Source organism: Demequina sp. (assembly GCA_024707205.1).
Lineage (GTDB): Bacteria > Actinomycetota > Actinomycetes > Actinomycetales > Demequinaceae > Demequina.
Map to the genome: position 1 here is coordinate 1,263,999 of JANQAD010000001.1, position 21,924 is coordinate 1,285,922.

The window sequence follows — 21,924 nt, forward strand, 5'->3', positions numbered from 1 at the left end:
GGCCTCTGAGGTGCTGCAGCGTCGGGCGGCTAGCCCACCACGCCGGCGCGGCGACGCGATAGGGCGTCCACCGTGGCGGCGATGATGAGGACCGCGCCGCTCGCCGCGAGCGTGGCGCCCGCGGGAAGGTGAATCAGCAGCAGGCCGTTGTTGATGACGGCGATCACGAACGCACCGACCACCGCGTGAACCAGGCGGCCGCGGCCGCCGAAGAGGCTCACGCCACCGACCACGGCGGCTGCGACACCGCTGAGCACGATGTCACGACCGAGCGTTGCATCGGCGAGACCGGAGCGCGACACCGTGAAGACGCCAGCGATGACGGCGAGCACGGAACACGTGCAGAACGCGGCCCACTTCACGAGCGTCACGTTGACACCCGAGCGGCGAGCCGCCTCGGCGTTGCCGCCGATGGCGTACAAGTACCGGCCGTACCTGGTGCGGTCAAGCACGAACGTGCCCACCAAGAAGATGAGCAGGATGAACGGGACCACGATCGGCACGCCCTGGAGCGACTTCAGCTTGGTTCCGCGGTCCGCGTTGAGCACGATGACCATGACGGCGCCGATGATCGCGATGCCGGCCAGCTTGAGGTACGTGACAACCATCGGCGGGTTCGGGGCGCCGGACGCCGCGCGCCGAGCCCGATCCCACATAGCGACACCGAACAGCAGCAGCAGCACGATGGCCAGCAGCGCCCAGCCGGCCCACACGGGCAGGTTGCTGTTCTGGATGGCCAGGATCTGCGGCGGGATGACGCGGTAGGAGCCACCCGCCCCGATGATGATCAGGATCACGCCTTGGAGGCCAAGGAACAATCCCAGTGTCACCACGAACGATGGAACGCCGATCTTGGCCACGAAGAACCCGATGGTGAAGCCGATCGCGAAGCCGATCGCGAGCGCGATGAGCAGCGCCACCGGCCACGAGAAGCCGTCCGGCTGAGTGAGCCGCACGAACACCGACATCGCGACGCCGAACGTGACGCCAGCGGAAAGGTCGATCTCGCCGAGCAGCAGCACGAACACGAGCGCCATGCCCAGGGTCACGAGCTCCGCCGCCTGCGTGAGCAGGTTGGCGATGTTGCGCTCCGTGAGGAAGTGGCTGTCGGCGAACGAGAAGATCACCATCAGCACCACAAGGCCGGCGACGGCGGGCAGGGCGCCCATCTCGCCGCCACGCAGGCGCTGGATGTACGCCTGGAAGTGCTCGCCGACCGAGGTCGACATTCCCTTCCCCAGAAGGTTGGGCGTGTCGGGGTCGGGGACGACGCCAACCGGAGCGTCCACGATCGCGGCCGCCTGGGCGGGGCTCAGCTTGGAGGCCGGAGGATTGGTCTCTTTGCTCATGAGGCCATCTCCATCTTCTTGGTGCCGGTGATGTAGCCGACCACGTCGTTCGGGGTGGTGTCCTTGGTTGCGAGCGTCGCGGTCATGGTTCCGAGGTACAGAACCCAGATGTCGTCCGCGACCTCGAAGACGTCCTGAAGGTTGTGGGAAATGATGATGACGGCGACCCCGCTGTCGGCGAGGCGGCGCACCAGGTTGAGCACCTGCTCCGTCTGGGCAACGCCGAGTGCCGCGGTGGGCTCGTCGAGGATCACGACCTTTGCCTGCTTCACCACGGAGCGGGCGATGGCCACGGTCTGACGCTGGCCACCAGAGAGGCTCGAGACCTTCTGTCGCAGCGACTTCACCGTCTTGACGGACAGCGACATCAGCGCGCGAGCGGCCTCAACCTCCATCTGTCCCTCGTTGAAGGTTCCCGTGCCCGTCTCCTCACGACCGAGGAACATGTTCTGCACGATGTCGAGGTTGTCGCACAGCGCGAGGTCTTGGTACACCACCTCAATGCCGTGGCGGGCGGCCTCGCGTGGGTGGTGAAGATCCACGGCCTTGCCGTTGAACAGCACCTCGCCGCCGTCGTATTGCTGGACCCCGGCAAGGCCCTTGATGAGCGTCGACTTGCCTGCGCCGTTGTCACCGACGAGAGCGGTGACCTTCCCGGCGTGGGCCTTGAAGTCCACGCCGCGCAGCACGCTGACCGGGCCGAAGCTCTTGGTCACCTGCCGCAGTTCAATGATGGGTGTGTCCATCTACGTCTCCTTCTGGCTTATGCCTTGCCTGCATCTTCGCGCACGCGGGAGGGGTTCCGCATCGTTTCCGATGCGGAACCCCTCGTTGCGTTGCGTTGTGACTTACGCGGCGGGCTTCAGGCCAGCTGCGTCACAGGCGGCCTTCACGTCGCCGGTGCAGACCTCGTCGTACGAGGCGCCGCCACCGTCGAAGACCTGCTGGACACCGTCGGCGCGAACGTCGATCGGGGTCACCGCGACGAACGGCGTGCCGTCGTCGAGCTTCTTGTCAACGGTGGGCTGCTCGCCGTTGAGGAGCGCGATGGCGAGGTCGGAAGCGGCCTTCGCCTCGAGCTGGTACGGCTTGTAGACGGTGCCCGTCTGGTAGCCGAGCAGCACGTTCTGCAGACCGGCAACCGAGGCGTCCTGACCGGAGACCGGAACCTTACCGGCGAGACCGTTCTTCTGCAGGATCGTGATGACACCGGCAGCGTTGGTGTCGTTGGCGGCCCACACGCCGTCAACGTGACCGTCGAGCGAGGTCAGCGCCTGCTCGAAGTTCGCTGCGGACTTCTCGCCGTCCCACACACCGGCGGGCTCGGCTGCGGGCTTGATGCCAGCGGCCTCCATGACGGACACAGCGCCGTCGTGGAACATCTTGGCGTTGCCGTCAGTGGGGTCACCACCGATGTACACAACGACCGCAGAGGCGGGGTCGACGTTGTTGGCCTTGAGGCCGTCGACGACCATCTGTCCCTGCATCTCGCCAACCTGCGTGTTGTCGAACGACACGTAGTAGTCGGCGCCGGCGATCGGACGGTCATAGGCGATGACGGGGATGCCCGCGTCCTTGGCCTTCTGGGCCACCGTGACACCAGCACCCTGGTAGTCGACGAGGAGCATGACGTCGCAGCCCTTGGTCAGCATCTGGTCGGCGATCGTCGCGTACTTGGCGGTGTCGCCCTGTGCGTTGTCGATCTGGATGTCGAATCCAGCCGCCGTGATGGCGTCGTTGAGGGCGGGGCGGTCACCGTTCTCCCAGCGAGGCGAGGACGCCGCGTCGGGGAGGATCACACACGCCGTGCCAGACGCGCCGGCGGGGGCGCTGGTCGTCGGACCTGCGGTGTTGGTGTTGTCCGTGTCGGACGAACATCCAGCCATGACCAGTGCGGAGGCCGACGCGAGCGCGGCAAGCCCCACAATGTTGATTTTCTTCACTACGTTTCCCTTCCGTTGGGAGGGGCGCCCTTGATGGGTCCCCGCGCGAGGTCTCCGGTGACCAACGCGCCCTTCAGACTAGGCACGCGAAAGGTTTCGGTAACTAGCGATAATCGCGGCTTTCGAGGGGATTCGGTCACGATTGAGTAACGCGGCGGTGGAGCACGCATAACGATTCGCGGGGCACGATTCGACAGCGCGTCGCTGTGACCGTGCACAGGTCATGCGCGCGGCGCACGTTCCCTGCTTGGAGAGGAAAGCTGCCCGACGCTGGGGCGGCTCAGGAGACCAAGAGTTCCGCGATCTGCACGGCGTTGAGCGCGGCCCCCTTGCGGAGGTTGTCTCCCACCACGAAGAGCGCGAGCCCGCGGCCGCCGTCGACGGACTGGTCCTGACGTATGCGGCCAACATACGTGGGGTCCGTGCCCGCCGCCTTGAGCGGTGACGGCACCTCGTCGACGACCACGCCGTCGGTCTCCCGGAGGATCTCGTAGGCGCGCTCCGGCGTGATGGGGCGCTCAAACTCGGCATTGATCGACAGCGAGTGTCCGGAGAACACGGGAACGCGCACGCAGGTGCCGCTGACGCGGAGTTCGGGGAGTCCCAAGATCTTGCGGGACTCGTCGATGAGCTTGCGCTCCTCGACGGTCTCGTTCGAGTCGTCATCGACGAGCGAGCCCGCGAGGGGGATCACGTTGAACGCGATGTCCTGCACGTAGATCTCAGGCTCGGGGAGCGTGACCGCGGCGCCGTCGTAGGCGAGGGCCTCGGCGTCGGCCACTCCCGCGCGCAGCTGGGTCGCGAGCTCGCGAACACCCGCGAGCCCCGAACCGGAAACCGCCTGGTACGTGGACACGACGATCCGCACCAGACCCGCTTCCGCGTGCAGCGCCTTCAAGGTGGGCATCGCGGCCATCGTGGTGCAGTTGGGGTTGGCGATGATGCCCTTGACCGCGTTGGCCGTCTCGCCAGGGTTCACCTCGGAGACGATGAGCGGGACCTCGGGATCCATGCGCCACGCGGACGAGTTGTCGACAACCACGGCGCCAGCCGCCGCGAAGCGGGGAGCGAACTCGCGAGACGCGCCCGCACCCGCGCTGAACAGCGCAACGTCGATTCCGGCGAAGTCCGCGGTCGCCACGTCCTCAACCGGAACGTCGGCGCCCAGGTGAGGCAGCGTCGTGCCGGCCGAGCGAGCGGAGGCGAAGAAGCGCACTGTGGCGGAGGGGAAGCGCGCCGCGACGAGCTCGCGCATGACGGCGCCCACCTGGCCGGTGGCGCCAACGACGGCAATGGTGGTCATCGGCCCGAACCTCCATACACAACGGCCTCGCCCTCGGCGGTGTCGAGGTCGAAGGCGGTGTGAACCGCGCGCACGGCCTTGTCGACGAGCTCCGCGCGGGTCACGACGGAGATGCGGATATCGGACGTCGAGATCATCTCGATGTTGACGCCCGCGTCGCGCAGCGCGGCGAAGAATGTCGCGGAGACGCCCGCATTCGACCGCATCCCGGCGCCGATGAGCGAGACCTTGCCGATCTGTTCATCGGTGACGACGTCCTGGTAGCCGATCCCTGCGGCGTCGGCCTTGATGGCGGCAAGGGCGTCGCCCAGGCGCGTAGAGGGGAGCGTGAATGAGATGTCGGTGAGCCCCGTCTGAACCGCGGAGACGTTCTGCACGATCATGTCGATGTTGACGTCCGCGCGGGCGACCGCCTCGAACAGGCGCGCGGCCGTGCCGGGCACGTCCGGGAGACCAATGACCGTGATCTTGGCCTCGGAGCGGTCGTGGGCAACGCCAGCGATGATCGGCTCTTCCATGGTGTCTCCTTGGTCAGTGTCGTCCCTCACCCACGTGCCTTCAAGGCCCGAGAACGACGAACGCACGTGAATGGGAACGCTGTAGCGGCGCGCGTACTCGACGCAGCGCGGCATGAGGACCTTGGCGCCGGACGCCGCGAGGTCGAGCATCTCGTCGTAGGTGATGCGGTTGAGCTTGCGGGCCGTCGGCACGATGCGCGGGTCCGCCGTGAAGACGCCGTCGACGTCCGTGTAGATCTCGCACACGTCCGCCTTGAGCGCGGCCGCGAGCGCCACCGCGGTGGTGTCGGAGCCGCCGCGGCCAAGAGTGGTCACGTCGTCCGCGAGCGGGTTGATGCCCTGGAACCCGGCGACGATCGCCACCTTGCCGTCCTCGAGCGCCCTCTGCAGGCGGGCGGGAGCAACGTCGATGATGCGCGCGCGACCGTGGTGCTCGGAGGTGATGACCCCCGCCTGGGCCCCCGTGAACGCCTGCGCGGGGATGCCCTCGGCGTGAATCGCCATCGCGAGCAGCGACATCGAGATCCGCTCGCCGGCGGTGAGAAGCAGGTCCATCTCGCGCGGATCCGGAGTCCCGTTCACCGCGTGCGCGAGGTCGATCAGCTCGTCCGTGGTGTCGCCCATAGCGGACACCGTGACAACCACCTGGTTGCCTGCGCGTGCCGTCGCGGCCACCCGGCGAGCCACGCGCTTGAGCGCGTCGGCATCGACGACGGACGAGCCGCCGTACTTCTGGACCACGAGTGACATGGGAGTGGTAGCTGCCTCACGGTGAGAATTGGGGATCGCGCGCGCGTGCGCACGGAGAGTCATTCTAGGGGCACGGGCTCGAGCACTTTGCCCAGTATCGTCGAACCATGGCGAGGCAAGCGCCCGTGGTTCGCACGGCGTCGGGCGATGTTGAGGGCGTGTGGCGCGCCCACACGTGGCCCGACGGCACGGTCACCGAGTTCTCGACCTTCCGCGGGATTCCCTACGCCGCCGCTCCCGTTGGCGACGCGCGCTTCGACGCTCCCCGCCCGGCGGAGCCTTGGGATGGGGTGCGGGCGGCACACGCCTTCGGTCCCACGCCGCAGCTGTACTCGCCGTATGAGCCGGCGCGGATCCCAGAGCCGTCGATCCCCGGCGTGGACACGCTCAGCGTCAACGTCACGACCCCAGATCCCTCCGCGGACGCCAAGCTGCCGGTGCTGATGTGGATCCACGGCGGCGGGTTCATCGCCGGTTCCGCCGCGAGCCCTTGGTACGTGGGCGAGGCCTTCGCGCGCGACGGCGTGGTGACCGTGACCGCGTCCTACCGCCTGGGCTTCGAGGGCTTTGGGTGGGTGGACGGCGCCGTCAACAACCGCGCGGTGCTCGACTGGATCGCGGCGCTCACCTGGGTGCGGGACAACATCTCGGCGTTCGGCGGGGACCCGGACCGCGTGACGATCGCGGGCCAGAGCGCCGGGGGTGCCGCCGTGATGCGGCTCCTCACGCTGCCGGACGCGCAGCCCCTGTTCCGGGCGGCGATGGCGATCTCGCCTGGTGAGCCATCCCTCTCGCTCGCGAGGGCGTGGCGAGCCGCGGGAAGGGTCGCGGCCGCGGTCGGCGCCGCGCCGTACCTCGAGGCCATGCGCGACGTGGACCCGCTCGCTCTCTTCAACGCTCGCGACCACTTCCGGCCCGCGCCCGCGGACCTCCTGACGCGGCTGGCGATTCGCGCGTATCGCCCGATGCTCCCCGGGCCCGTCGTCGACGGCGACGTGGTGCCGCAGAGCGTAGACGCCGCGCTCATCGCGGGCGTGGGGGGTGACAAGACCCTCTATATGGGCTCCACGGCCCACGAGTTCAACGAGCAGGCACTCCCCTTCGCACCACTGTTCATCGGCCAGGCCCAGGCTCCACTGCTGGAGCGCGCCGGCCTGTCCAAGGACCTCGCTACCCGTCTCGTCGGCAGTGCTGGAGGGCCCCAAGGCTGGGCCGTCGGGCAGCTCATCACCGACGCGACCTTTCGCTGCCACGTCGCGAACTGGGGGTTCTGCGAGCGGGTGCCGCCGCCCCCACGTGGGTCTACGACTTCCGCTGGGAGTCGCGTGCACCAGGAGTGCACGGGGCTGCGCATTGCGTCGACGTGCCGTTCGGCTTTGACGCCCTTGGGGCCGACGGGGTGGCCGAGGCCGCGGGCGAGTCGCCACCGCAGGAGCTCGCCGACGCGGTTCACGGCGATTGGCTGGGAGTGGTGCGCGGCGAGGCGATCGCTGCGGATCACCGCAACCGCTTCTCGGCGATCGTCTACGGCGACGACGCGTCCCGGCGCGAGGAGATCGGCGCCTACGCGCTGGAGCGCGAGTTGGCGACCCACCTCGACAAGTGAGCGGCCTCGCGCTCTAGCGGGGTGGGGTCGGCCAGCGCATGTGCGAGCTGTCCTGCGCCCTCGATTCCGGTGACCAGGTGAAGTGCCCGTGCCTGCGCGGCCTGGGGTGCGTGACCGAGCTCCTCGAACTGGCTCGCGACCCAGTCGATCGTTCCGCGGACCAGCGCGGCAGCGGCATCCGCGGCCTCGGGCGAGCTTGACCGCAAGAGTGACGCGAGGCTCGCGGCATTGCCGTTGGCGATGACCGCCGTTGCGCTCTCCGACGCCGCATCGAGGTATGCGCCGAGCCTCGCCTGGGGTTCCTCGGCCGCGGACCAGTCGGCGATCGCGGCTTCCTGTGCGGCGGCGAAGGAGTCAACCGCCGCTTGCGCGATCGCGTCCTTCGAGGGCAGGTAGTAGAACACTGAGCCCGCAGGGACCTTGGCGCGCTGGGCGATCGCCGCGATGGTCGCGCCCTCGAGTCCACGGGTCGCCACGAGTTCAGCGGCGGCGGCGGAGAGGCGCTCGCGCTTGTCGGATGCGGGTCTGGGCATGGGAGTCTCCCTGATAGTCAGTAATCTGACTATACGGCCCTACTAGGGGTCTTCCCTGAACTTTCGCCGCGAGTCCCTGAACTTGGCAGGATTCCCTTCCCGGGCGTCGGGCCGCCGCATATGTTCGGCGCATGACAACAGCAACGCTCGCTCCGCCGGCCATCGTGGCCCAAGGCGTCACGCGCAGCTTTGGCGACGTCAAGGCCGTGGTGGACGCCACGCTCACGGTGCCGCAAGGCTCCGTCACCGCCTTGATCGGACCCAACGGCTGCGGCAAGACCACCCTCATGCTCATGCTCGCCGGGCTACTGCGGCCAGACGGGGGAGCCATCTCCGTCGACGGTTGCGATCCGCGAACGGACGCCGCCGCGGTGCGCAACGCGATCGGCTGGATGCCGGACCAGTTGGGCTCGTGGGACAACCTCACCTGCCTGCAGACGCTCACGCTCATGGGGAGGTCCTACCGAGAGAAGAAGGAGTATGCCCGCCAGCGTGGGCTTGGGCTGCTGCACCTGGTTCACCTGAGCGAATTCGCGGACAGGCCAACTCGCGTGCTGTCGAGGGGCCAGAAGCAGCGACTCTCGCTCGCGAGGGCGCTGATCCATGACCCACAAGTGCTGCTGCTCGACGAGCCGGCGAATGGACTGGACCCGCGCTCGAGAGTGGAGCTGCGGCAGCTGGTGCGGGATCTCGCGGCCGGAGGGAAGACCATCCTGGTCTCGAGCCACGTCCTCAGCGAGCTTGACGAGATGGTGGACGGCGCGGTGTTCATGTCAAAGGGCTCCACGCTAGGCGCGGAGGCGGAGACGATGGTCGCGGAGGCGCGCACGCGCTACCGCGTGGAGTCGCTGGATTCCGTGGCTCTCGCGGCCGCACTCAACGGGCTCGGCGTAGCGCAGGAGATGCGAGACGGCGCTGCCATCGTCAGGGTGCAGGACGAGCTGCAGGCGGCGCAGCTGCTGGGCGCGCTCGTACGCGAGGGCGTACCCGTGCACCGCTTTGGGCCGGCGGGCTCGGCCCTTGAACAGACCTACATGCAGATGAACGAGGAGCGGCGATGACCACCACGGAAACCGTCGCGCCTGCGGCGACCACAGCGTCGGGCAGCAGTGGCGTCAAAGGCAACCCCTGGCACCCAACCCTTCATGGCGTTGCCCTCTCCACCTGGATAGAGCTGCTCCGCAGGCGACCAAGCACAAAGGGCTACATCGTCTACGGGCTCACGATCCTGGCGATCCTTGGCCTAGGGATCCTCGTAGCAGTCAGCTCCACGACCAAGCTTGACGCGGCCCCGCTGGAACTGGTGCTGGTGCTGGTCCTTGGCGCGGGAATGCTGATCGGCCCATCGCTCTCGGCAACGTCCATCAACGGGGACTCCTCCGAGGGCGTGCTGGCGCCGCTGCAGATGACGCGGCTCAGCGCCGCCGACCTCGCTCTCGGCAAGCTCCTCGCGTCGTGGGCGGTATGTGTCGCGGCGCTCGTCACGATCACGCCCTTCCTCATGTACGCCTACGCGAAGTCCGGCTGGCACCTGGGGGAGCTTGCGTCGATGCTTGGAGTGATCCTCTTGGTGGTGCTCGCCTTCACGGCGATGGGCCTTGCGTGGTCGTCGATCGCGGCCCGCGCCGTGGCCTCGGTCTCGCTCACGCACCTCACCACGGGCATGTTCGCGCTGGGAACGGTGCTGATCTTCGCGTTCACCGCGCCGCTAGTCAGCGAGACCGTCACGATCACGGACCACGACCTTGACTACAGCCAGGTGACGGACCAGCAGGCTGACGATCCCGACTTCGACTACAGCACGTTGCCGTGCATAGCGATTGAGGAGGAGGTCCCCTATACCCACCTGGACAAGACGGCGTGGCTGCTGTTGCTCAACCCCGGCGTGCTGATCGTCGAGTCCGCACCCGTCATCAACCCAGAGACCTTCGACGTCGACGGGCGAGCGGCGCCCGGATTCTTCTCGTGGGTGCACCAGGGAGTGAGCGAGGCACGACTTCCCGCAGAGCCGCCGCAGGGCTACGACGCTTGCACCGAGAACGGGCAGGCCACGATGGACGCGCAAGTGGCAGCGCAGCAGAAGCGGTCCATGGAGACCGCGCTCATGACGCCCATTCCGTGGCCGGGGCTGGCCGTGAGCGTGGCGCTGCTGGTGGGTTCGATGTGGATCGTGATCCGGCGACTGCGAGTGCCGTACCGGAAGCTGCGGGCGGGGACGCGCGTCGCATAAGCGGCGCGCAACCCAGCGCATCCCCTAGTGTCAGCGTTATGACTGACATGGGGGAATCAGCTCCGGCGCTCGAGGCAAGCGGGGTTCGCCGCGCCTTCGGATCGGTGCAGGCCGTCATCAACGCATCGCTCACCGTTGAGCCGGGCGTCGTCACGGCGCTCATCGGGCCCAACGGGTGCGGCAAGACCACTCTCATGCTCATGCTCGCCGGCCTCCTCAGGCCCGACGCGGGCAGCATCCGTGTTGCGGGCAAGGACCCGCTGACCGACGGCCCGGCCGCCCGCTCGCACGTGGGGTGGATGCCCGACGTGCTGGGCACCTGGGACTCGCTGACCTGCGTCGAGACCCTCACGACCTTTGGGCGCGCCTACGGCGTGCCGCAGGCGGAGGCTCGCGATCGCGCGTTCGGGCTCCTCGAGCGGGTGCACCTGGCCGACCTCGCGGCTCAGCCCGCGCGGGTCCTGAGCCGCGGCCAGAAGCAGCGGCTGTCTCTCGCCAGGGCCCTTGTGCACCAGCCGAGCGTCCTCATCCTCGACGAGCCAGCGTCGGGCCTTGACCCGCGGTCGCGGGTGGAGCTGCGAGAACTGGTGCGGGAACTTGCCGCCGAGGGAACGGCGGTGCTGATCTCCTCACACGTGCTGAGCGAGCTCGACGAGATGGTCGACGACGCCGTCTTCATGTCCAAGGGGGTGACGCTCGGCGACAGCGCCGACGCCCTGGTGGCCGCCGCGCGGCAGCGGTGGCGGGTGGTCGGCAGGCCGGGCACGGACCTGCATGCCGCGCTCTCCGAGTCGGCGCGGGACTGGTCGCCTGCGGTTCAGGGCGATGTGACGCAGGCGCTCGTGCAGGTCACGGACGAGGACGACGCCGCGGACCTGCTCGCCGCGCTGGTTGGATCCGGCGCTCGCGTGAGCGCATTCGGCCCTGTGGGCAGTGCGCTCGAACAGGTGTATCTCACGATGGAGGAGGAGCGACGATGACGGACACCCTCGCCCCTCTGGCCGAGCCCAAGGCCGGGCGCGGCACGTGGCGGCTTTCGTGGCACGGAGTGCGCCTCATCACGGGCCTCGAACTCAAGCAGCGCGTCCGCTCCACCAAGTGGAAGTGGGCGCTCGCCGCGTTCGTGGCCCTCGTCGGTGTGGTGACGCTGCTGCTGAGCGGCGCCATGAACATGCTCTTTGGGGTGGGCAGCGACGGCGGCGGCGCGGATGACTACGACGTGCTGTTTGGCGTGGTCGTGTTCTTTGTGCTCGGCCTAGGACTGCTGGTGTCGCCAACCCTGAGCGCCACCGCCATCAACGGGGACAGCAAGGAGGGCACGCTTGCCCCGCTGCAGGCGACCGCGTTGAGCTCGATCGACATCGTCATCGGCAAGCTCATCGGCGCGTGGGTCGCTTCGCTCGCGTTCCTGGTGGTTTCGCTGCCGTTCATCATCTTCTCGTTCGTGCTCTCGGCTGCGCCGCCGCTCGCCGTGCTGACCACCGTGATCGTGCTCGCGATCGAGTTGCTCGTCGTGTGCGCGATAGGGCTTGGCTGGTCCGCAGTCACAGCGCGGACGCCCGCCTCGGCGGTGCTCACGTACGTGACCGTTGCCTTCCTCACGGTCATCTCGCTGATCCTCTTTGGGCTCACCTATCCCCTCGTGAGCCAGCCGACAACGATCCGCGTATACGACGCAGTCACCTACGACGACGTCACCGGCTATGCGACCGAGTGCGAGTTCCGGGAGGAGACGTGGGACCAGGCGCACACCGAGCGCACCTGGTGGCTCCTCGCGATGAACCCCTTCGTCATCGTCGCCGACGCCGCGCCGAGCAACGACGACCTCGCGGAGCCCGACTACGGCTATAGCGGCGTGAACAGCCAGACCATGCTCGGGAGCATCAAGTACGCGGTGCGGGAGGCTCGGCTCGGACCCCGGACGGTTGAGAACTGGTGCTACGTGGGCGACAACAGCGCGCTTCTGCCGGACGAAGTCAAGCGACTCAACGAACTCGAGGCGCTCGGCCCCCTGTGGCCATTCGGTCTTGCGTTCCACGGGCTGCTCGCGGCTGGCGCCGTGTGGCTCGCCGTGAGGCGGGTCGACGTGCCCCACGGCAAACTCGCCACGGGAACTCGGGTCGCGTAGCGTCGGCTAGCTGACCGTCCTGCGCCCCTCGAAGGCGCGGCCGAGCGTCACTTCGTCTGCGTACTCGAGGTCGCCGCCAACGGGCAGGCCGGACGCGAGCCGCGACACGGTGACCCCAATCGGAATGAGCATGCGGGTGAGGTAGGTGGCCGTGGCCTCGCCCTCGATGTTGGGGTCGGTGGCGATGATGACCTCTTGGACCTCGCCGTCGCCGAGCCGAGTCAGCAGCTGGCGGATCCGCAGCTCCTCCGGTCCCACCCCGTTCATGGGATCGATCGCGCCGCCGAGCACGTGATAGCGCCCGCGGAACTCGCGCGTGCGCTCGATCGCGACCACGTCCTTGGGCTCCTCGACCACGCACAGCACGGTCTGGTCGCGGCGAGGATCGGCGCAGATGCGGCACTGCTCGGACTCCGCGACGTTGCCGCACGTGTCGCAGAAGCGCACCTTCTCCTTGACGGTGGTGATGGCGTCGGCGAGGCGCTGCACGTCTGCGCCGTCCGTCCCGAGCAGATGGAACGCGATGCGCTGCGCGCTCTTGGGCCCCACCCCTGGCAGTCGCCCCAACTCGTCGATGAGGTCCTGCACCGCGCCGTCATACATGGGTCACAGCCTAAGTGCCGCCGCGTCTGTTCTCGGCGAGTCAGGACTCGACAACCGTGCCGCCCAGCAGTTTGGCCACGGCCTCTGCACCCGTGAGCTGTCCCTGGGCATCGGTCGCGTCGTCATCGCTGATCTCGTCGTAGGGCTCCGGCTCCTCTGGCGGCGGCGGTTCTGCGGCCGGCCGCGTACGGCCCGACGCTGCGGCGGGCTTAGCGGCTGCCGTCACCACGGGTGTCATGCCGGTGGCCGTGGCGACGCCAGCTGAGACCGTGTGTGCGGGCTCCGCTGCGGCCGGGCCAGTGGCGGCTTCGACGCGGACGTGGAGTCCCAGCGTCTCCCGCACCGCGAGCGCGACGTTCTCCGAGTGGTCGCCCGCGGCGAAGCGACCGGCGAGTGGCGCATTGTCGAAGGTGAGCCGCAGCACACCGCCGTCGACGCTCGTCACGATCGCGCTCTGGCTCACCATGGCCCACGTGACCCGGTGACGCTCGAGGGTGCCGAGCACCTCTTGCCAGCGGCGACGGATCAGCTCCGCATCCTCGGACCCGCTCGCGACGGCGCCGGTTGGGGCGGGTGCCGGCGGCACCGGTGCCTCTGCCACGGGGACCGCCTCCGTGACGGGTGCCCGCTCCGGCGCGGGAGGTACTGCGACCTTCGGCGCAGGATGACCCGACGCGGGCGCTGGATGACCGACGTCGGCGGCTATGAGGCGCGCACACAGCAGCTCGAGGTGGAGCCGGGGCGCCGCAGCCCCAACCATCGACGTGAGGGCGTCGTTGACGAGGTCCGCCGCTCGGGACGCACGCGCGAGCCCCAGCACCCGTGCCTGCTCCCTCATGCGGGCCAGCTGGTCCTCGGGGAGCGCGCCGAGCGCCTTGGCGCCGGATTCGCCCGACGCGGCAAGCACGAGGAGGTCGCGCAGCCGCTCGAGGAGGTCCTCGACGAATCGCCGCGGCTCGTGGCCCGTGGCGATGACGCGCGACACCACGCCGAACAGTGAGGCCCCATCGGCGGCCGCGATCGCGTCGATAGCGTCGTCCAGCATGGTGGCGTCCGTGAAGCCGAGAAGCGCGATCGCGCCCTCGTACGTGACACCGTCCTTGCCCGATCCGGCCATGAGCTGGTCGAGAACGGAGAGGGAGTCGCGGACCGAGCCGCCTCCCGCCCGCACGACGAGTGGCAGCACTCCGCTCGCGACCTTGACGCCTTCGGCGTCGCACAGCTTCTGCAGGTACTCGGTGAGAACCGGCGGAGGCACCAGGCGGAATGGGTAGTGGTGCGTGCGGGACCTGATGGTGCCGATGACCTTCTCAGGCTCCGTGGTGGCGAAGATGAAGCGCACGTGCGGCGGTGGTTCCTCGACGAGCTTGAGCAGCGCGTTGAAGCCCTGGGTGGTGACCATGTGGGCCTCGTCGAGGATGAAGATCTTGAAGCGATCGCGAGCGGGGGCGAAGGCCGCCCGCTCCCGAAGTTCGCGGGCGTCGTCTACGCCGTTGTGCGAGGCCGCGTCGATCTCGACCACGTCAACAGAGCCGGTCCCGCCGCGCGACAGCTCGAGGCACGAGTCGCACTCGCCGCAAGGGGTGTCGGTGGGCCCCTGCGCGCAGTTGAGGCAGCGCGCGAGGATGCGCGCCGAGGTCGTCTTGCCGCACCCGCGCGGGCCGGAGAAGAGGTAGGCGTGATTGACCTTGTCCGCGCGAAGCGCCTGCATGAGGGGCACCGTCACGTGCTCCTGGCCCACGACGTCGGCGAACGTGTCCGGCCGGTAGCGGCGGTAGAGGGCAGTGGTCACGAGGTGAGCCTAGTCGGGAGGTGAGACAGGCCGCCCGCCCGTCCACAGCGTCGGGCATGAAAGGACCCTCCACGCACCCGTCAGAGCCCGCTTACCCTTGCTTCATTCCTGACCTGGGGGAGTTGGGCGAGATAACGCCACGTGGAGGGTCGGCATCAAGTCTAGCTGGCGGTGACGGTGGGATTCGAACCCACGGTTGCTTGCACAACACACGCTTTCCAAGCGTGCCTCTTCGGCCACTTGAGTACGTCACCTTGTTCGCGAGCGAACCCATCTATGTTACCGGAGGCGGCACGGCGCGCGAGACCCGCAGGAGGCCCACGGGCGGCCGGGTTAGACTACACAACGATTTCCGGCAAGGACGACGCTCCGAGAGGGGGTGCACGTGACCGCAGCAGGCACGCCGCAGGGCACCCGACGCAAGGCCGTGCGCCGCCACCGCCGCGAGCGCCAGGTGCTCGTGTTCGGCATCATTCTGATCGCGATGGCCGCCGTCGTCTTCATCTCCATGGGCGTCTACAAGGGCACCATCAAGGGCCCCTTCAACGAGAGCTTCGTGACCCCTGAGGCGGGGTACTCCTCGACCGTGAACCTCGTCTGCCCGCCACCCGGGTCCATGCCCCTTGAGCCGAATCAGGTCGCCGTTCGCGTGTTCAACGGGACCGACACGCCTGGGCTCGCGGGCAACACCCTTGAGGACCTCGAGGGCCGCGGCTTCGTCGGCCTCGGCGCCACCAACTGGTCGCGCACCTATGACAAGGTGGCGCGCATCATGTTCGGCGAGACGGGCGTGCAGAAGGCGTACACGCTCGCACTGCAGTTCACCGAGGCCGAGCTGGTGCTCGACACGCGCACCAACGCCACCGTTGATGTGGTCTTGGGTGACCAGTTCAAGGGAACGGTCAGCCCGCTGGACCCGCAACTGAACCCGGACACCCCGCTCACGGCGAACGCCCCTTGCGTGCCCGTGAGCCAGGTGGAGCCCGAGCCGCCCCGCACAACTACCCCAAGGACCCGCTCGCTCCCAAGACGACGCCGACGCCCACGCCGTCGCCCTCGCCTAGCGACTGACTCAGGGCAGCCGTCAGGCCGACGCTGAGGCCGACGGCTCTGCGCTCGGCTCGTCCGTCGGCTCTGGCTCTGGCTGCAGCGACGCCTTCGCGTCCTCGACGGCCTTCCGGAACGCGGAGATGGTCGCCGAGTCCACCTCGCCGGTGGGGTCTACGCCGAGGTCCTTCTGGAACTCCTTCAGGGCCGCAGTGAGCTCCTCTGTCCAGATGCCGTCAACGGGCTCGTCCCAGTAGCCGAGGATCGCCAACAGCTGCTGGAGCACGGCGGTCGACGCGATCTCGTCGGTCGCGCTGCTCAGGTCGTGCTTGATCATCTCGTCGCGCAGTGCCTGAGCAGTCGCCATGTTCATGGCACCCGTCTGCTCGAGCCCGGCGTCCTTCTGCAGGTCGCTCACGGCCTGGGTGGTCTGGGGGCCGTAGATGCCGTCGATGTCGCCCTTGTAGTACTCGAGCGCCTTGAGGTCCTTCTGCAGGGCCTTCGTGTACTCGGTGACCGCGGCGTTCGCGTTCTTGACCTGCTCGTCTGTGGCGCAGCCCGTGTCGATGAACAGCCTCATCCACGACAGCTCGAGCGCCACCGCCGCGCTGTGGAACGGCTCCCGTGCCTCGCGCAACGGGGTGTCGTCGGTGATGCCCTCCTGGGCGTCGGCGAACTCCTGTTCGGCCTGCTTGACGCGGTCAACGCTCGCCTCGGGCGCTAGTGGGCCCGGGTTTGCGACCGTGCTCGCCGTGATGCTCGGGGTGCCAGAGGGGCCCGCCTCTGCCGCGGCCAAGGCGACCTCGGCGTCGGCCAGTTCCTGCCGCGCGGTCACCAGGTCACCCTGGGCCTTCGCGGCCTTCTGCGCGGCCTCGATGGTCTCGTCCTTGGGCGCCGCAAGGTCGCTGCCGGCATTGCGCACGTCGCCGACGGTTGGGGCCGTGTCGGTGAGGACGTCGCCGTAGGCGTCGAGGGCGGTGATGTAGTCGGCGCTCGCGGCGCAGAAGGCCTTGGAGGCGTCATCGAAGGCCGTCTGGGCCTCGTCGACCGCGCTCTGCTTCGCCGTGACCTGCGCCTGCGCGCGCTCAACGTCCGTGAGGTTGTCGCTGCATGCGGTGAGGGCGAGGGCGGCGATGGCGGTGGCGGCCAATGCGGTCATGCGGCGGCGTGTGCTCATGCGGTCATCATGGCCCGCGCGCCCTCGTTTGTCGCGCGATTGGGAGCGGGTCAGTCCCGCACCCGCTCCATCTCCTCTGCCAAGGCGGGATTCGTGGTGGCGAGGTGGGAGGTGATGGTGTCCACAACGTCGGGCTGCTTGTTCTGACTCAACTTGGCGCGCGCGTCAAACCGCTCCACGCGCATGCGCAGGCCCACGGTCCCCTTCGCCACGCGGCGCGTGCCCTCCTCGTCTTCGGAGAGCGAGCGGCCGCCGGGGTAGTGCTGCTCAAAGTGGTCCGTGAGCAGGCTCAGCATCGCGTAGTTCTCCTCGTCGCTGAGGAGCTCCGGCGTGCCGTAGAGGTGCGCGGTGACGTGGTTCCACGTGGGGATGATGTCGCCCGGCCGGTACCAGCTGGGGGAGATGTAGTCGTGCGGGCCCTGCATGATGACGAGGATCTCGTGCTGACCGAGCTCATGCGCCACCTCGTCCGGGCGGCCGAAGTGGCTGATGATCGTGATCTCGCCCTGCGGTGCGGTCTCGTCGAGGATCACGGGGTAGTGGGAGGCGACGAGGCCGGTCGTTGCCGGCGACACGAACGTGGCCCAGGCGTTGCGGCGGATGAGTCGCTTGACCTCTTCCGGGTCTTCCATGAGGTAGCGGGGCGTGTGGCGCATACAGACATTGTGACGGCCCGACGCCTTGGTTGGGTCCTGCTGCCGGCGCGCCGTTCGCTCCCTAGGCGTCGACGACGACGACCTCGACGCCCGCCGCGCGCAGCCGGTCCAGCTCTGCTTGGTCGGCGGTGCTGTCTGTGATCAGCATCGCCACCTGGTTGATCTCTGCCATCTGGGCAAGGGCGACCGCGCCGATCTTGGAGCCGTCCGCGACCACGACCGTGCGCTGGGCTTTCGCGACCATCGCGCGGTTGGTGCGCGCCTCGGTCTCGTCGTGGGTGGTGACGCCGGTAGCCGCGCTGATGCCGTCGGCCCCGAGGATCGCGGTGCCCACGTTGACGCTGTTGAACGTGTTCTCGGCGAGCGCGCCAACGAGTTCTAGTGACTTGGGACGGAGGAAGCCTCCCGTCATCACCACCCGCACTCCGGCGTAGCTGGAGACCAGATTGGCGATGGTCAGCGAGTTTGTGACGACCGCGATGTCGCGGTGATTCGCGAGCTCGCGTGCGACGCTCGCGGTGGTGGTGCCGCCGCTCAGGGCGATCACGTGCTTCTCCGACGGGAGCCGCTGCACCATCGCCTTGGCGATCGCTCGCTTCGCCTCCTTGAATCGGGTGTCGCGCAGCGCAACCGGGATCTCGTGACCTCGCTCGAGCGCGGAGACGCCGCCATGAGTCCTGAGAATCAGGTTCTGGGCGGCGAGGTCGGAGAGGTCGCGCCTGGCCGTGGCGGCGGAGATGCCGAGCGTGTTCGACAGCTCTGCGAGGCCGATGGACCCGCGATCGGCGACGAGGTCGAGGATCGCGACCATGCGCTGGGCGCGCTTCCCGGACGTCACCCTGGCAATCGCGGAGTGGGCTGCGGGGGTGTCCATGAAGGCTCCTCTCGGCGGGTTCGGCACGAAACACTCACTTGGAGTGAGCAGTTTATCTGCGAATCAATCATTTCGTTGCGCGGAGTAGACAGGCTATCGCACTATGTCTCCATGCCCCAGATCGTCTTCCTCGGCGCGGGGAGCGTCGTGTTCACGCGCCAGCTGCTCGCCGACCTCTTCCGCTTCGACGACCTGCCCCCGCTGCGGATCGTGCTGCATGACATCGACGCGGAGCGGCTCGAGGTTGCCCGCGGCACCGCGGAGCAGGTGGCGGCGCGGTTCGACCGCCCCGCGGAGATCGTCGCGACCCTGGACCGGCGCGAGGCGCTCGCGGGCGCGGACTTCGTTATCAACATGATCCAGGTTGGGGGCATCGATGCCACCCGCGTCGACCTCGAGGTCCCGGCGGCCGCCGGTCTCCTCCAGACGATCGGCGACACCACCGGCGTCGGCGGGGTGTTCCGCGGCCTGCGCACGTTCCCCGTGCTGTCCGGCATCGCCGCGGACATGCTCGACCTGTGCCCTGACGCGTGGTTCCTGAACTACACCAACCCCATGGCCATGAACGTGTGGTGGATGTCGGTCGTGGCGCCCGGGATCAAGACGGTTGGGCTGTGCCACAGCGTGTACTGGACCGTGCACGATCTCTGCGAGCTGATCGGCGTGCCGATGGAGGGCACGCATTACCGAGCGGCCGGCGTCAATCACCAGGCGTGGCTCGTCGAGTGGTCCCGTGACGGCGAGGACCTGTACCCCCGCCTACGTGAAGCCATCGAGAAGGACCCTGAGCTGCGTCGGCGCGTGCGAGTGGAGATCTTCACGCGCATCGGCTTCTATCCCACGGAGACCAGCGAGCACTCCTCCGAGTACCTCTCGTGGTTCCTCCGCTCCCCCCGAGCAGATCGAGAAGTTCCGCTTGCGGCCGCTCGAGTACCTCGGCATCTCCGAGGAGAACGTCGCCGAGTTCGAGCATGCCAAAGCGGCGCTTGCCGCGGGAGAGCAGCTCGAACTCGAGGACGGGGCGGCGGAGTACGCTCCGCAGGTGATCCACTCGATCCTCACCGGCACGGAGCGCGTCATTCACGCCAACGTCGTCAATCGCGGGCTCATCGTTAACCTCCCCGAGGGCGCGGTGGTCGAGGTGCCGAGCCGCGTGGACGCCACCGGGGTGCACCCGCTGCCCTTCGGCGCTATCCCCACGCAGGGCGCCGCGCTGAATCGCGCCTACCTCTCGGTGGCCGAGCTCACGATCGAGGCGGCGCGCACCGGCGACCCCGAGCTGGTGCGCCGCGCCGTGCTCGCCGATCCCAACGCGGCCTCATCGCTCACCCCGGAGCAGATCTGGGCGCTGTGCGACGAACTCACCGCACGCCACGCGCCCCTGCTTCCCGCCGCGCTCGGCGGCACCCTCGGGGCGTCGGCGTCATGACGCTCTCGACGGCGCGAGAGCTGATCAACCTGGCCACAGCGTCGGGCGGAGCCGTTGCCGCCTTCAACGTGATCTCCCTGGATCACGCGGAGGCTGTGGCCGAGGGAGCGGCTGCGGTCGGCTCCGCGGCCCTGCTGCAGGTCAGCGAGAACGCGATCACGTTCCGGGGCTCTCCCGAGCCGCTGCTAGCGGCCTGCCGCGAGATCGCGGCGGCATCCGCATCGCCACTCGGGATCCACCTCGATCACATCGAGGACCCGGAGCTCGTGAAGCTCGTGCTCGCGCGTTCGCAGGACTTCGGCATCGGATCCATCATGTTCGACGCGTCGCGCCTCGACTATGAGCAGAATGTGGCCGCTACCAGGGACGTTGTTTCGCGAGCGCACGACGTTGGCGTGTGGGTGGAGGCGGAGCTCGGCGAGATCGGCGGCAAGGACGGGGCGCATGCGCCCGGAGTTCGCACGGATCCGGTGCAGGCCGCCGCGTTCGTGGAGGCGACCGGGGTGGACGGCCTAGCGGTGGCCGTGGGCAGCTCGCACGCGATGGTTGACCGGTCCGCGCGCCTCGATCTCGAGCTCGTAGCCCGGCTCGCCGCCGCGGTGCCCGTTCCGCTCGTGCTGCATGGGTCCTCTGGGGTGCCTGACGAGGCGATTGCCGCGGCCGTGGCCGCGGGCATCCGCAAGGTCAACATCGGCACGGCCCTCAACGTCGCCTACACAGCGGCCCTGCGCGAATCTCTCACCGCACAGCCCGACGCTGTGGATCCGCGCCGCTACACGCGCGACTCCCGCGCGGCGATGGCCGCGATTGTCGGCCGCTTCTGCGGCGTCGTCAGCCCTGGCCGCGCGGGCTAGAGGCCCAGTATTCGGCGCGCGTTGTCGCGGTAGACGGGCTCGAGCTGGCTCGCGTCGAGGGCGAGCGCCGAGACGTCCCAGCGCCCCTGCCCTGGGATCTCGTTGCCCGGGTCGTAGCCGAATCCCTCGTCGTCGGTCTCGAAGAAGCGGAAGTGCAGGCGGTACTGCTCGGCCGTGGCCGGGTAGATGTCCGTGCCGAAGAGCACCCGGTCCGGGTGCCGCGCAACCAGCCGCGCGAAGCGGCGCGGCTGGCGGCCGAGCTCGGCCATGCGGCCGGCCGTGTCAACGGCGTAGTTCGGCGCGGCCACGAGCAGTCGCTCCACACGGTCCAGATCCTCGGCTGCACACCCAGCGTGCGCGCCGATGAAGGTCGTGGCGGGGCACGCGAGCACGAGCGCGGCGTGCGCGTCGAGGAGCCGGTCGAACGACGGGTAGATCTCGCGGTCGCCGAACCACCACTCTGGCATGGCGGCGAGCTCGTCCAAGCGCTCGTTGTGCCGGTCGAGCGGCTCGAAGAACGCCACCGGGTCGGCGGTGTGAATGAGAACGGGCAGCCCCAGTTCGCCCGCGTGACTCAAGACGTCGATGACCCGTGGGTCGTCGGGGAGGATCAGCGCGCCGTCCGCGTCGCGCACCCACAGGCCCAGGTCCTTCCAGACCTTGACGCCGCGGGCGCCGCGCACAACGGCATCCTCGAGCGAGGCCTTCAGCGCGACGACACCATCGGGTGCCGCGAGGCCGGCCCAGTCCACGTGGCAGAACGTCACGAAGCGGCCGGGGTAGGCGCGGTCGTAGCGCTCGACGTTCGCGGTGACCTCGTCTCCCCAGCGGCCGTCGAGGTTGACCACGGTCTCGACCCCGCACGCGTCCATCATCGTGACCAAGCGCGGCACGTCGTCGATCATCCACTCGCCGTCGGACAGCCAACGCCCCAGGTGATTGTGCACGTCCACCACGGGAACCGCCGGGCGATCGATCCCCGTCACCGGCGCGCGCAATTGGCTCCGCGGCGCCCAGTCGGCAAGGCGCAACTCGGAGGCAGAGGCCCGGTCGTCGCGGCTCATCTGAGACTCCTCTGTAACAAGCAATCAGCGAAAGTGAGCGATATGGACAGTTTCGTTGTCAAACGATC

At 68.6% G+C, this 21,924-nt stretch carries 18 protein-coding genes, 1 tRNA gene, 1 other RNA gene and 2 pseudogenes; 8 read left to right on the forward strand and 14 right to left on the reverse strand.

Going from position 1 to position 21,924, the window contains the following annotated elements:
- Positions 1-29: 29 nt before the first annotated feature.
- From NVV57_06500 to NVV57_06520, 5 genes are all read right to left on the reverse strand, one after another.
- The gene (locus NVV57_06500) at positions 30-1,349 is read right to left on the reverse strand and encodes an ABC transporter permease (protein MCR6712355.1); all 1,320 of its coding nucleotides are present in this window, start codon (positions 1,347-1,349) and stop codon (positions 30-32) included.
- Positions 1,346-2,095: an ATP-binding cassette domain-containing protein gene (locus NVV57_06505; protein ID MCR6712356.1), complete on the reverse strand. Its 750-nt coding sequence runs from the start codon at positions 2,093-2,095 to the stop codon at positions 1,346-1,348. The genes NVV57_06500 and NVV57_06505 overlap by 4 nt, the downstream gene beginning before the upstream one ends.
- Before the next feature lie 102 nt (positions 2,096-2,197).
- Positions 2,198-3,292, reverse strand: coding sequence for a substrate-binding domain-containing protein (locus tag NVV57_06510; protein ID MCR6712357.1), 1,095 nt, complete (start codon positions 3,290-3,292; stop codon positions 2,198-2,200).
- A 280-nt stretch (positions 3,293-3,572) separates the two neighbouring features.
- Positions 3,573-4,595 (reverse strand): aspartate-semialdehyde dehydrogenase, encoded by a 1,023-nt coding sequence (locus NVV57_06515; protein ID MCR6712358.1) that lies wholly within the window; start codon positions 4,593-4,595, stop codon positions 3,573-3,575.
- Complete coding sequence (locus NVV57_06520; GenBank protein MCR6712359.1) at positions 4,592-5,863, reverse strand: aspartate kinase; 1,272 nt, start codon at positions 5,861-5,863, stop codon at positions 4,592-4,594. The genes NVV57_06515 and NVV57_06520 overlap by 4 nt, the downstream gene beginning before the upstream one ends.
- 107 nt (positions 5,864-5,970) lie before the next feature.
- On the opposite strand from NVV57_06520, the gene NVV57_06525 reads away from it, so the two are divergent.
- Positions 5,971-7,542 carry a carboxylesterase family protein gene (locus NVV57_06525; protein MCR6712360.1) on the forward strand — a complete coding sequence of 524 codons (1,572 nt, stop codon included), beginning with the start codon at positions 5,971-5,973 and terminating at the stop codon, positions 7,540-7,542.
- Here NVV57_06525 and NVV57_06530 read toward each other — a convergent pair.
- Positions 7,427-8,002 (reverse strand): TetR/AcrR family transcriptional regulator, encoded by a 576-nt coding sequence (locus NVV57_06530; GenBank protein ID MCR6712361.1) that lies wholly within the window; start codon positions 8,000-8,002, stop codon positions 7,427-7,429. The two genes, NVV57_06525 and NVV57_06530, sit on opposite strands and share 116 nt — an antisense overlap.
- A 131-nt stretch (positions 8,003-8,133) precedes the next feature.
- Here NVV57_06530 and NVV57_06535 point away from each other — a divergent pair, with 131 nt between their 5' ends.
- Genes NVV57_06535 through NVV57_06550 form a run of 4 tightly spaced genes read left to right on the forward strand, consistent with a single transcriptional unit; the run spans position 8,134 to position 12,360 of the window.
- Positions 8,134-9,063: an ABC transporter ATP-binding protein gene (locus NVV57_06535; GenBank protein MCR6712362.1), complete on the forward strand. Its 930-nt coding sequence runs from the start codon at positions 8,134-8,136 to the stop codon at positions 9,061-9,063.
- Positions 9,060-10,232: an ABC transporter permease gene (locus tag NVV57_06540; protein ID MCR6712363.1), complete on the forward strand. Its 1,173-nt coding sequence runs from the start codon at positions 9,060-9,062 to the stop codon at positions 10,230-10,232. The genes NVV57_06535 and NVV57_06540 overlap by 4 nt, the downstream gene beginning before the upstream one ends.
- 38 nt (positions 10,233-10,270) lie before the next feature.
- Complete coding sequence (locus tag NVV57_06545; GenBank protein MCR6712364.1) at positions 10,271-11,212, forward strand: ABC transporter ATP-binding protein; 942 nt, start codon at positions 10,271-10,273, stop codon at positions 11,210-11,212.
- Positions 11,209-12,360 carry an ABC transporter permease gene (locus NVV57_06550; protein ID MCR6712365.1) on the forward strand — a complete coding sequence of 384 codons (1,152 nt, stop codon included), beginning with the start codon at positions 11,209-11,211 and terminating at the stop codon, positions 12,358-12,360. The genes NVV57_06545 and NVV57_06550 overlap by 4 nt, the downstream gene beginning before the upstream one ends.
- A gap of 6 nt (positions 12,361-12,366) precedes the next feature.
- Here the strand turns inward: NVV57_06550 and recR are convergent, their stop codons facing one another.
- The 4 genes and pseudogenes from recR to NVV57_06570 all read right to left on the reverse strand — a co-directional run bounded on the left by recR (position 12,367) and on the right by NVV57_06570 (position 15,009).
- Positions 12,367-12,963, reverse strand: coding sequence for a recombination mediator RecR (gene recR, locus NVV57_06555; GenBank protein ID MCR6712366.1), 597 nt, complete (start codon positions 12,961-12,963; stop codon positions 12,367-12,369).
- Positions 12,964-13,267: 304 nt separating this feature from the next.
- Positions 13,268-14,755, reverse strand: a pseudogene (locus NVV57_06560) (DNA polymerase III subunit gamma and tau).
- A 57-nt stretch (positions 14,756-14,812) separates the two neighbouring features.
- An RNA gene (gene ffs / locus NVV57_06565) (signal recognition particle sRNA small type) lies at positions 14,813-14,909 on the reverse strand.
- 12 nt (positions 14,910-14,921) lie between these two features.
- Positions 14,922-15,009 (reverse strand) — tRNA-Ser (locus NVV57_06570).
- 131 nt (positions 15,010-15,140) lie between these two features.
- Here NVV57_06570 and NVV57_06575 point away from each other — a divergent pair.
- Positions 15,141-15,854, forward strand: coding sequence for a LytR C-terminal domain-containing protein (locus NVV57_06575; protein MCR6712367.1), 714 nt, complete (start codon positions 15,141-15,143; stop codon positions 15,852-15,854).
- Here NVV57_06575 and NVV57_06580 read toward each other — a convergent pair.
- From NVV57_06580 to NVV57_06590, 3 genes are all read right to left on the reverse strand, one after another.
- On the reverse strand, positions 15,840-16,979 hold the full coding sequence (locus NVV57_06580; protein ID MCR6712368.1) for a peptidoglycan-binding protein: 1,140 nt from the start codon (positions 16,977-16,979) through the stop codon (positions 15,840-15,842). The genes NVV57_06575 and NVV57_06580 overlap by 15 nt on opposite strands.
- A 50-nt stretch (positions 16,980-17,029) precedes the next feature.
- A complete protein-coding gene (locus NVV57_06585; GenBank protein MCR6712369.1) occupies positions 17,030-17,635 on the reverse strand; it encodes an FMN-binding negative transcriptional regulator in 606 nt (201 codons plus the stop codon).
- Between the two features lie 61 nt (positions 17,636-17,696).
- Positions 17,697-18,509, reverse strand: a complete 813-nt coding sequence (locus NVV57_06590) for a DeoR/GlpR family DNA-binding transcription regulator (GenBank protein MCR6712370.1) — start codon at positions 18,507-18,509, stop codon at positions 17,697-17,699.
- Between the two features lie 111 nt (positions 18,510-18,620).
- Here NVV57_06590 and melA point away from each other — a divergent pair.
- Positions 18,621-19,938: pseudogene (gene melA / locus NVV57_06595) on the forward strand (alpha-galactosidase).
- A complete protein-coding gene (locus tag NVV57_06600; protein MCR6712371.1) occupies positions 19,935-20,792 on the forward strand; it encodes a class II fructose-bisphosphate aldolase in 858 nt (285 codons plus the stop codon). Before melA ends, NVV57_06600 begins: the two are co-directional and overlap by 4 nt.
- On the opposite strand, the gene NVV57_06605 is transcribed toward NVV57_06600, so the two are convergent.
- A complete protein-coding gene (locus NVV57_06605; GenBank protein MCR6712372.1) occupies positions 20,789-21,856 on the reverse strand; it encodes an amidohydrolase in 1,068 nt (355 codons plus the stop codon). The two genes, NVV57_06600 and NVV57_06605, sit on opposite strands and share 4 nt — an antisense overlap.
- Positions 21,857-21,924 lie beyond the last annotated feature (68 nt).

Excerpts from the sequence above, each read along its gene's own strand:
- NVV57_06500 (MCR6712355.1), bottom strand. The coding sequence starts at position 1,349 with ATGAGCAAAGAGACCAATCCTCCGGCCTCCAAGCTGAGCCCCGCCCAG.
- NVV57_06505 (MCR6712356.1), bottom strand. The coding sequence starts at position 2,095 with ATGGACACACCCATCATTGAACTGCGGCAGGTGACCAAGAGCTTCGGC.
- NVV57_06515 (MCR6712358.1), bottom strand. The coding sequence starts at position 4,595 with ATGACCACCATTGCCGTCGTTGGCGCCACCGGCCAGGTGGGCGCCGTC.
- NVV57_06520 (MCR6712359.1), bottom strand. The coding sequence starts at position 5,863 with ATGTCACTCGTGGTCCAGAAGTACGGCGGCTCGTCCGTCGTCGATGCC.
- NVV57_06525 (MCR6712360.1), top strand. The coding sequence starts at position 5,971 with ATGGCGAGGCAAGCGCCCGTGGTTCGCACGGCGTCGGGCGATGTTGAG.
- NVV57_06530 (MCR6712361.1), bottom strand. The coding sequence starts at position 8,002 with ATGCCCAGACCCGCATCCGACAAGCGCGAGCGCCTCTCCGCCGCCGCC.
- NVV57_06535 (MCR6712362.1), top strand. The coding sequence starts at position 8,134 with ATGACAACAGCAACGCTCGCTCCGCCGGCCATCGTGGCCCAAGGCGTC.
- NVV57_06540 (MCR6712363.1), top strand. The coding sequence starts at position 9,060 with ATGACCACCACGGAAACCGTCGCGCCTGCGGCGACCACAGCGTCGGGC.
- NVV57_06545 (MCR6712364.1), top strand. The coding sequence starts at position 10,271 with ATGACTGACATGGGGGAATCAGCTCCGGCGCTCGAGGCAAGCGGGGTT.
- NVV57_06550 (MCR6712365.1), top strand. The coding sequence starts at position 11,209 with ATGACGGACACCCTCGCCCCTCTGGCCGAGCCCAAGGCCGGGCGCGGC.
- recR (MCR6712366.1), bottom strand. The coding sequence starts at position 12,963 with ATGTATGACGGCGCGGTGCAGGACCTCATCGACGAGTTGGGGCGACTG.
- NVV57_06580 (MCR6712368.1), bottom strand. The coding sequence starts at position 16,979 with ATGAGCACACGCCGCCGCATGACCGCATTGGCCGCCACCGCCATCGCC.
- NVV57_06585 (MCR6712369.1), bottom strand. The coding sequence starts at position 17,635 with ATGCGCCACACGCCCCGCTACCTCATGGAAGACCCGGAAGAGGTCAAG.
- NVV57_06590 (MCR6712370.1), bottom strand. The coding sequence starts at position 18,509 with ATGGACACCCCCGCAGCCCACTCCGCGATTGCCAGGGTGACGTCCGGG.
- NVV57_06600 (MCR6712371.1), top strand. The coding sequence starts at position 19,935 with ATGACGCTCTCGACGGCGCGAGAGCTGATCAACCTGGCCACAGCGTCG.
- NVV57_06605 (MCR6712372.1), bottom strand. The coding sequence starts at position 21,856 with ATGAGCCGCGACGACCGGGCCTCTGCCTCCGAGTTGCGCCTTGCCGAC.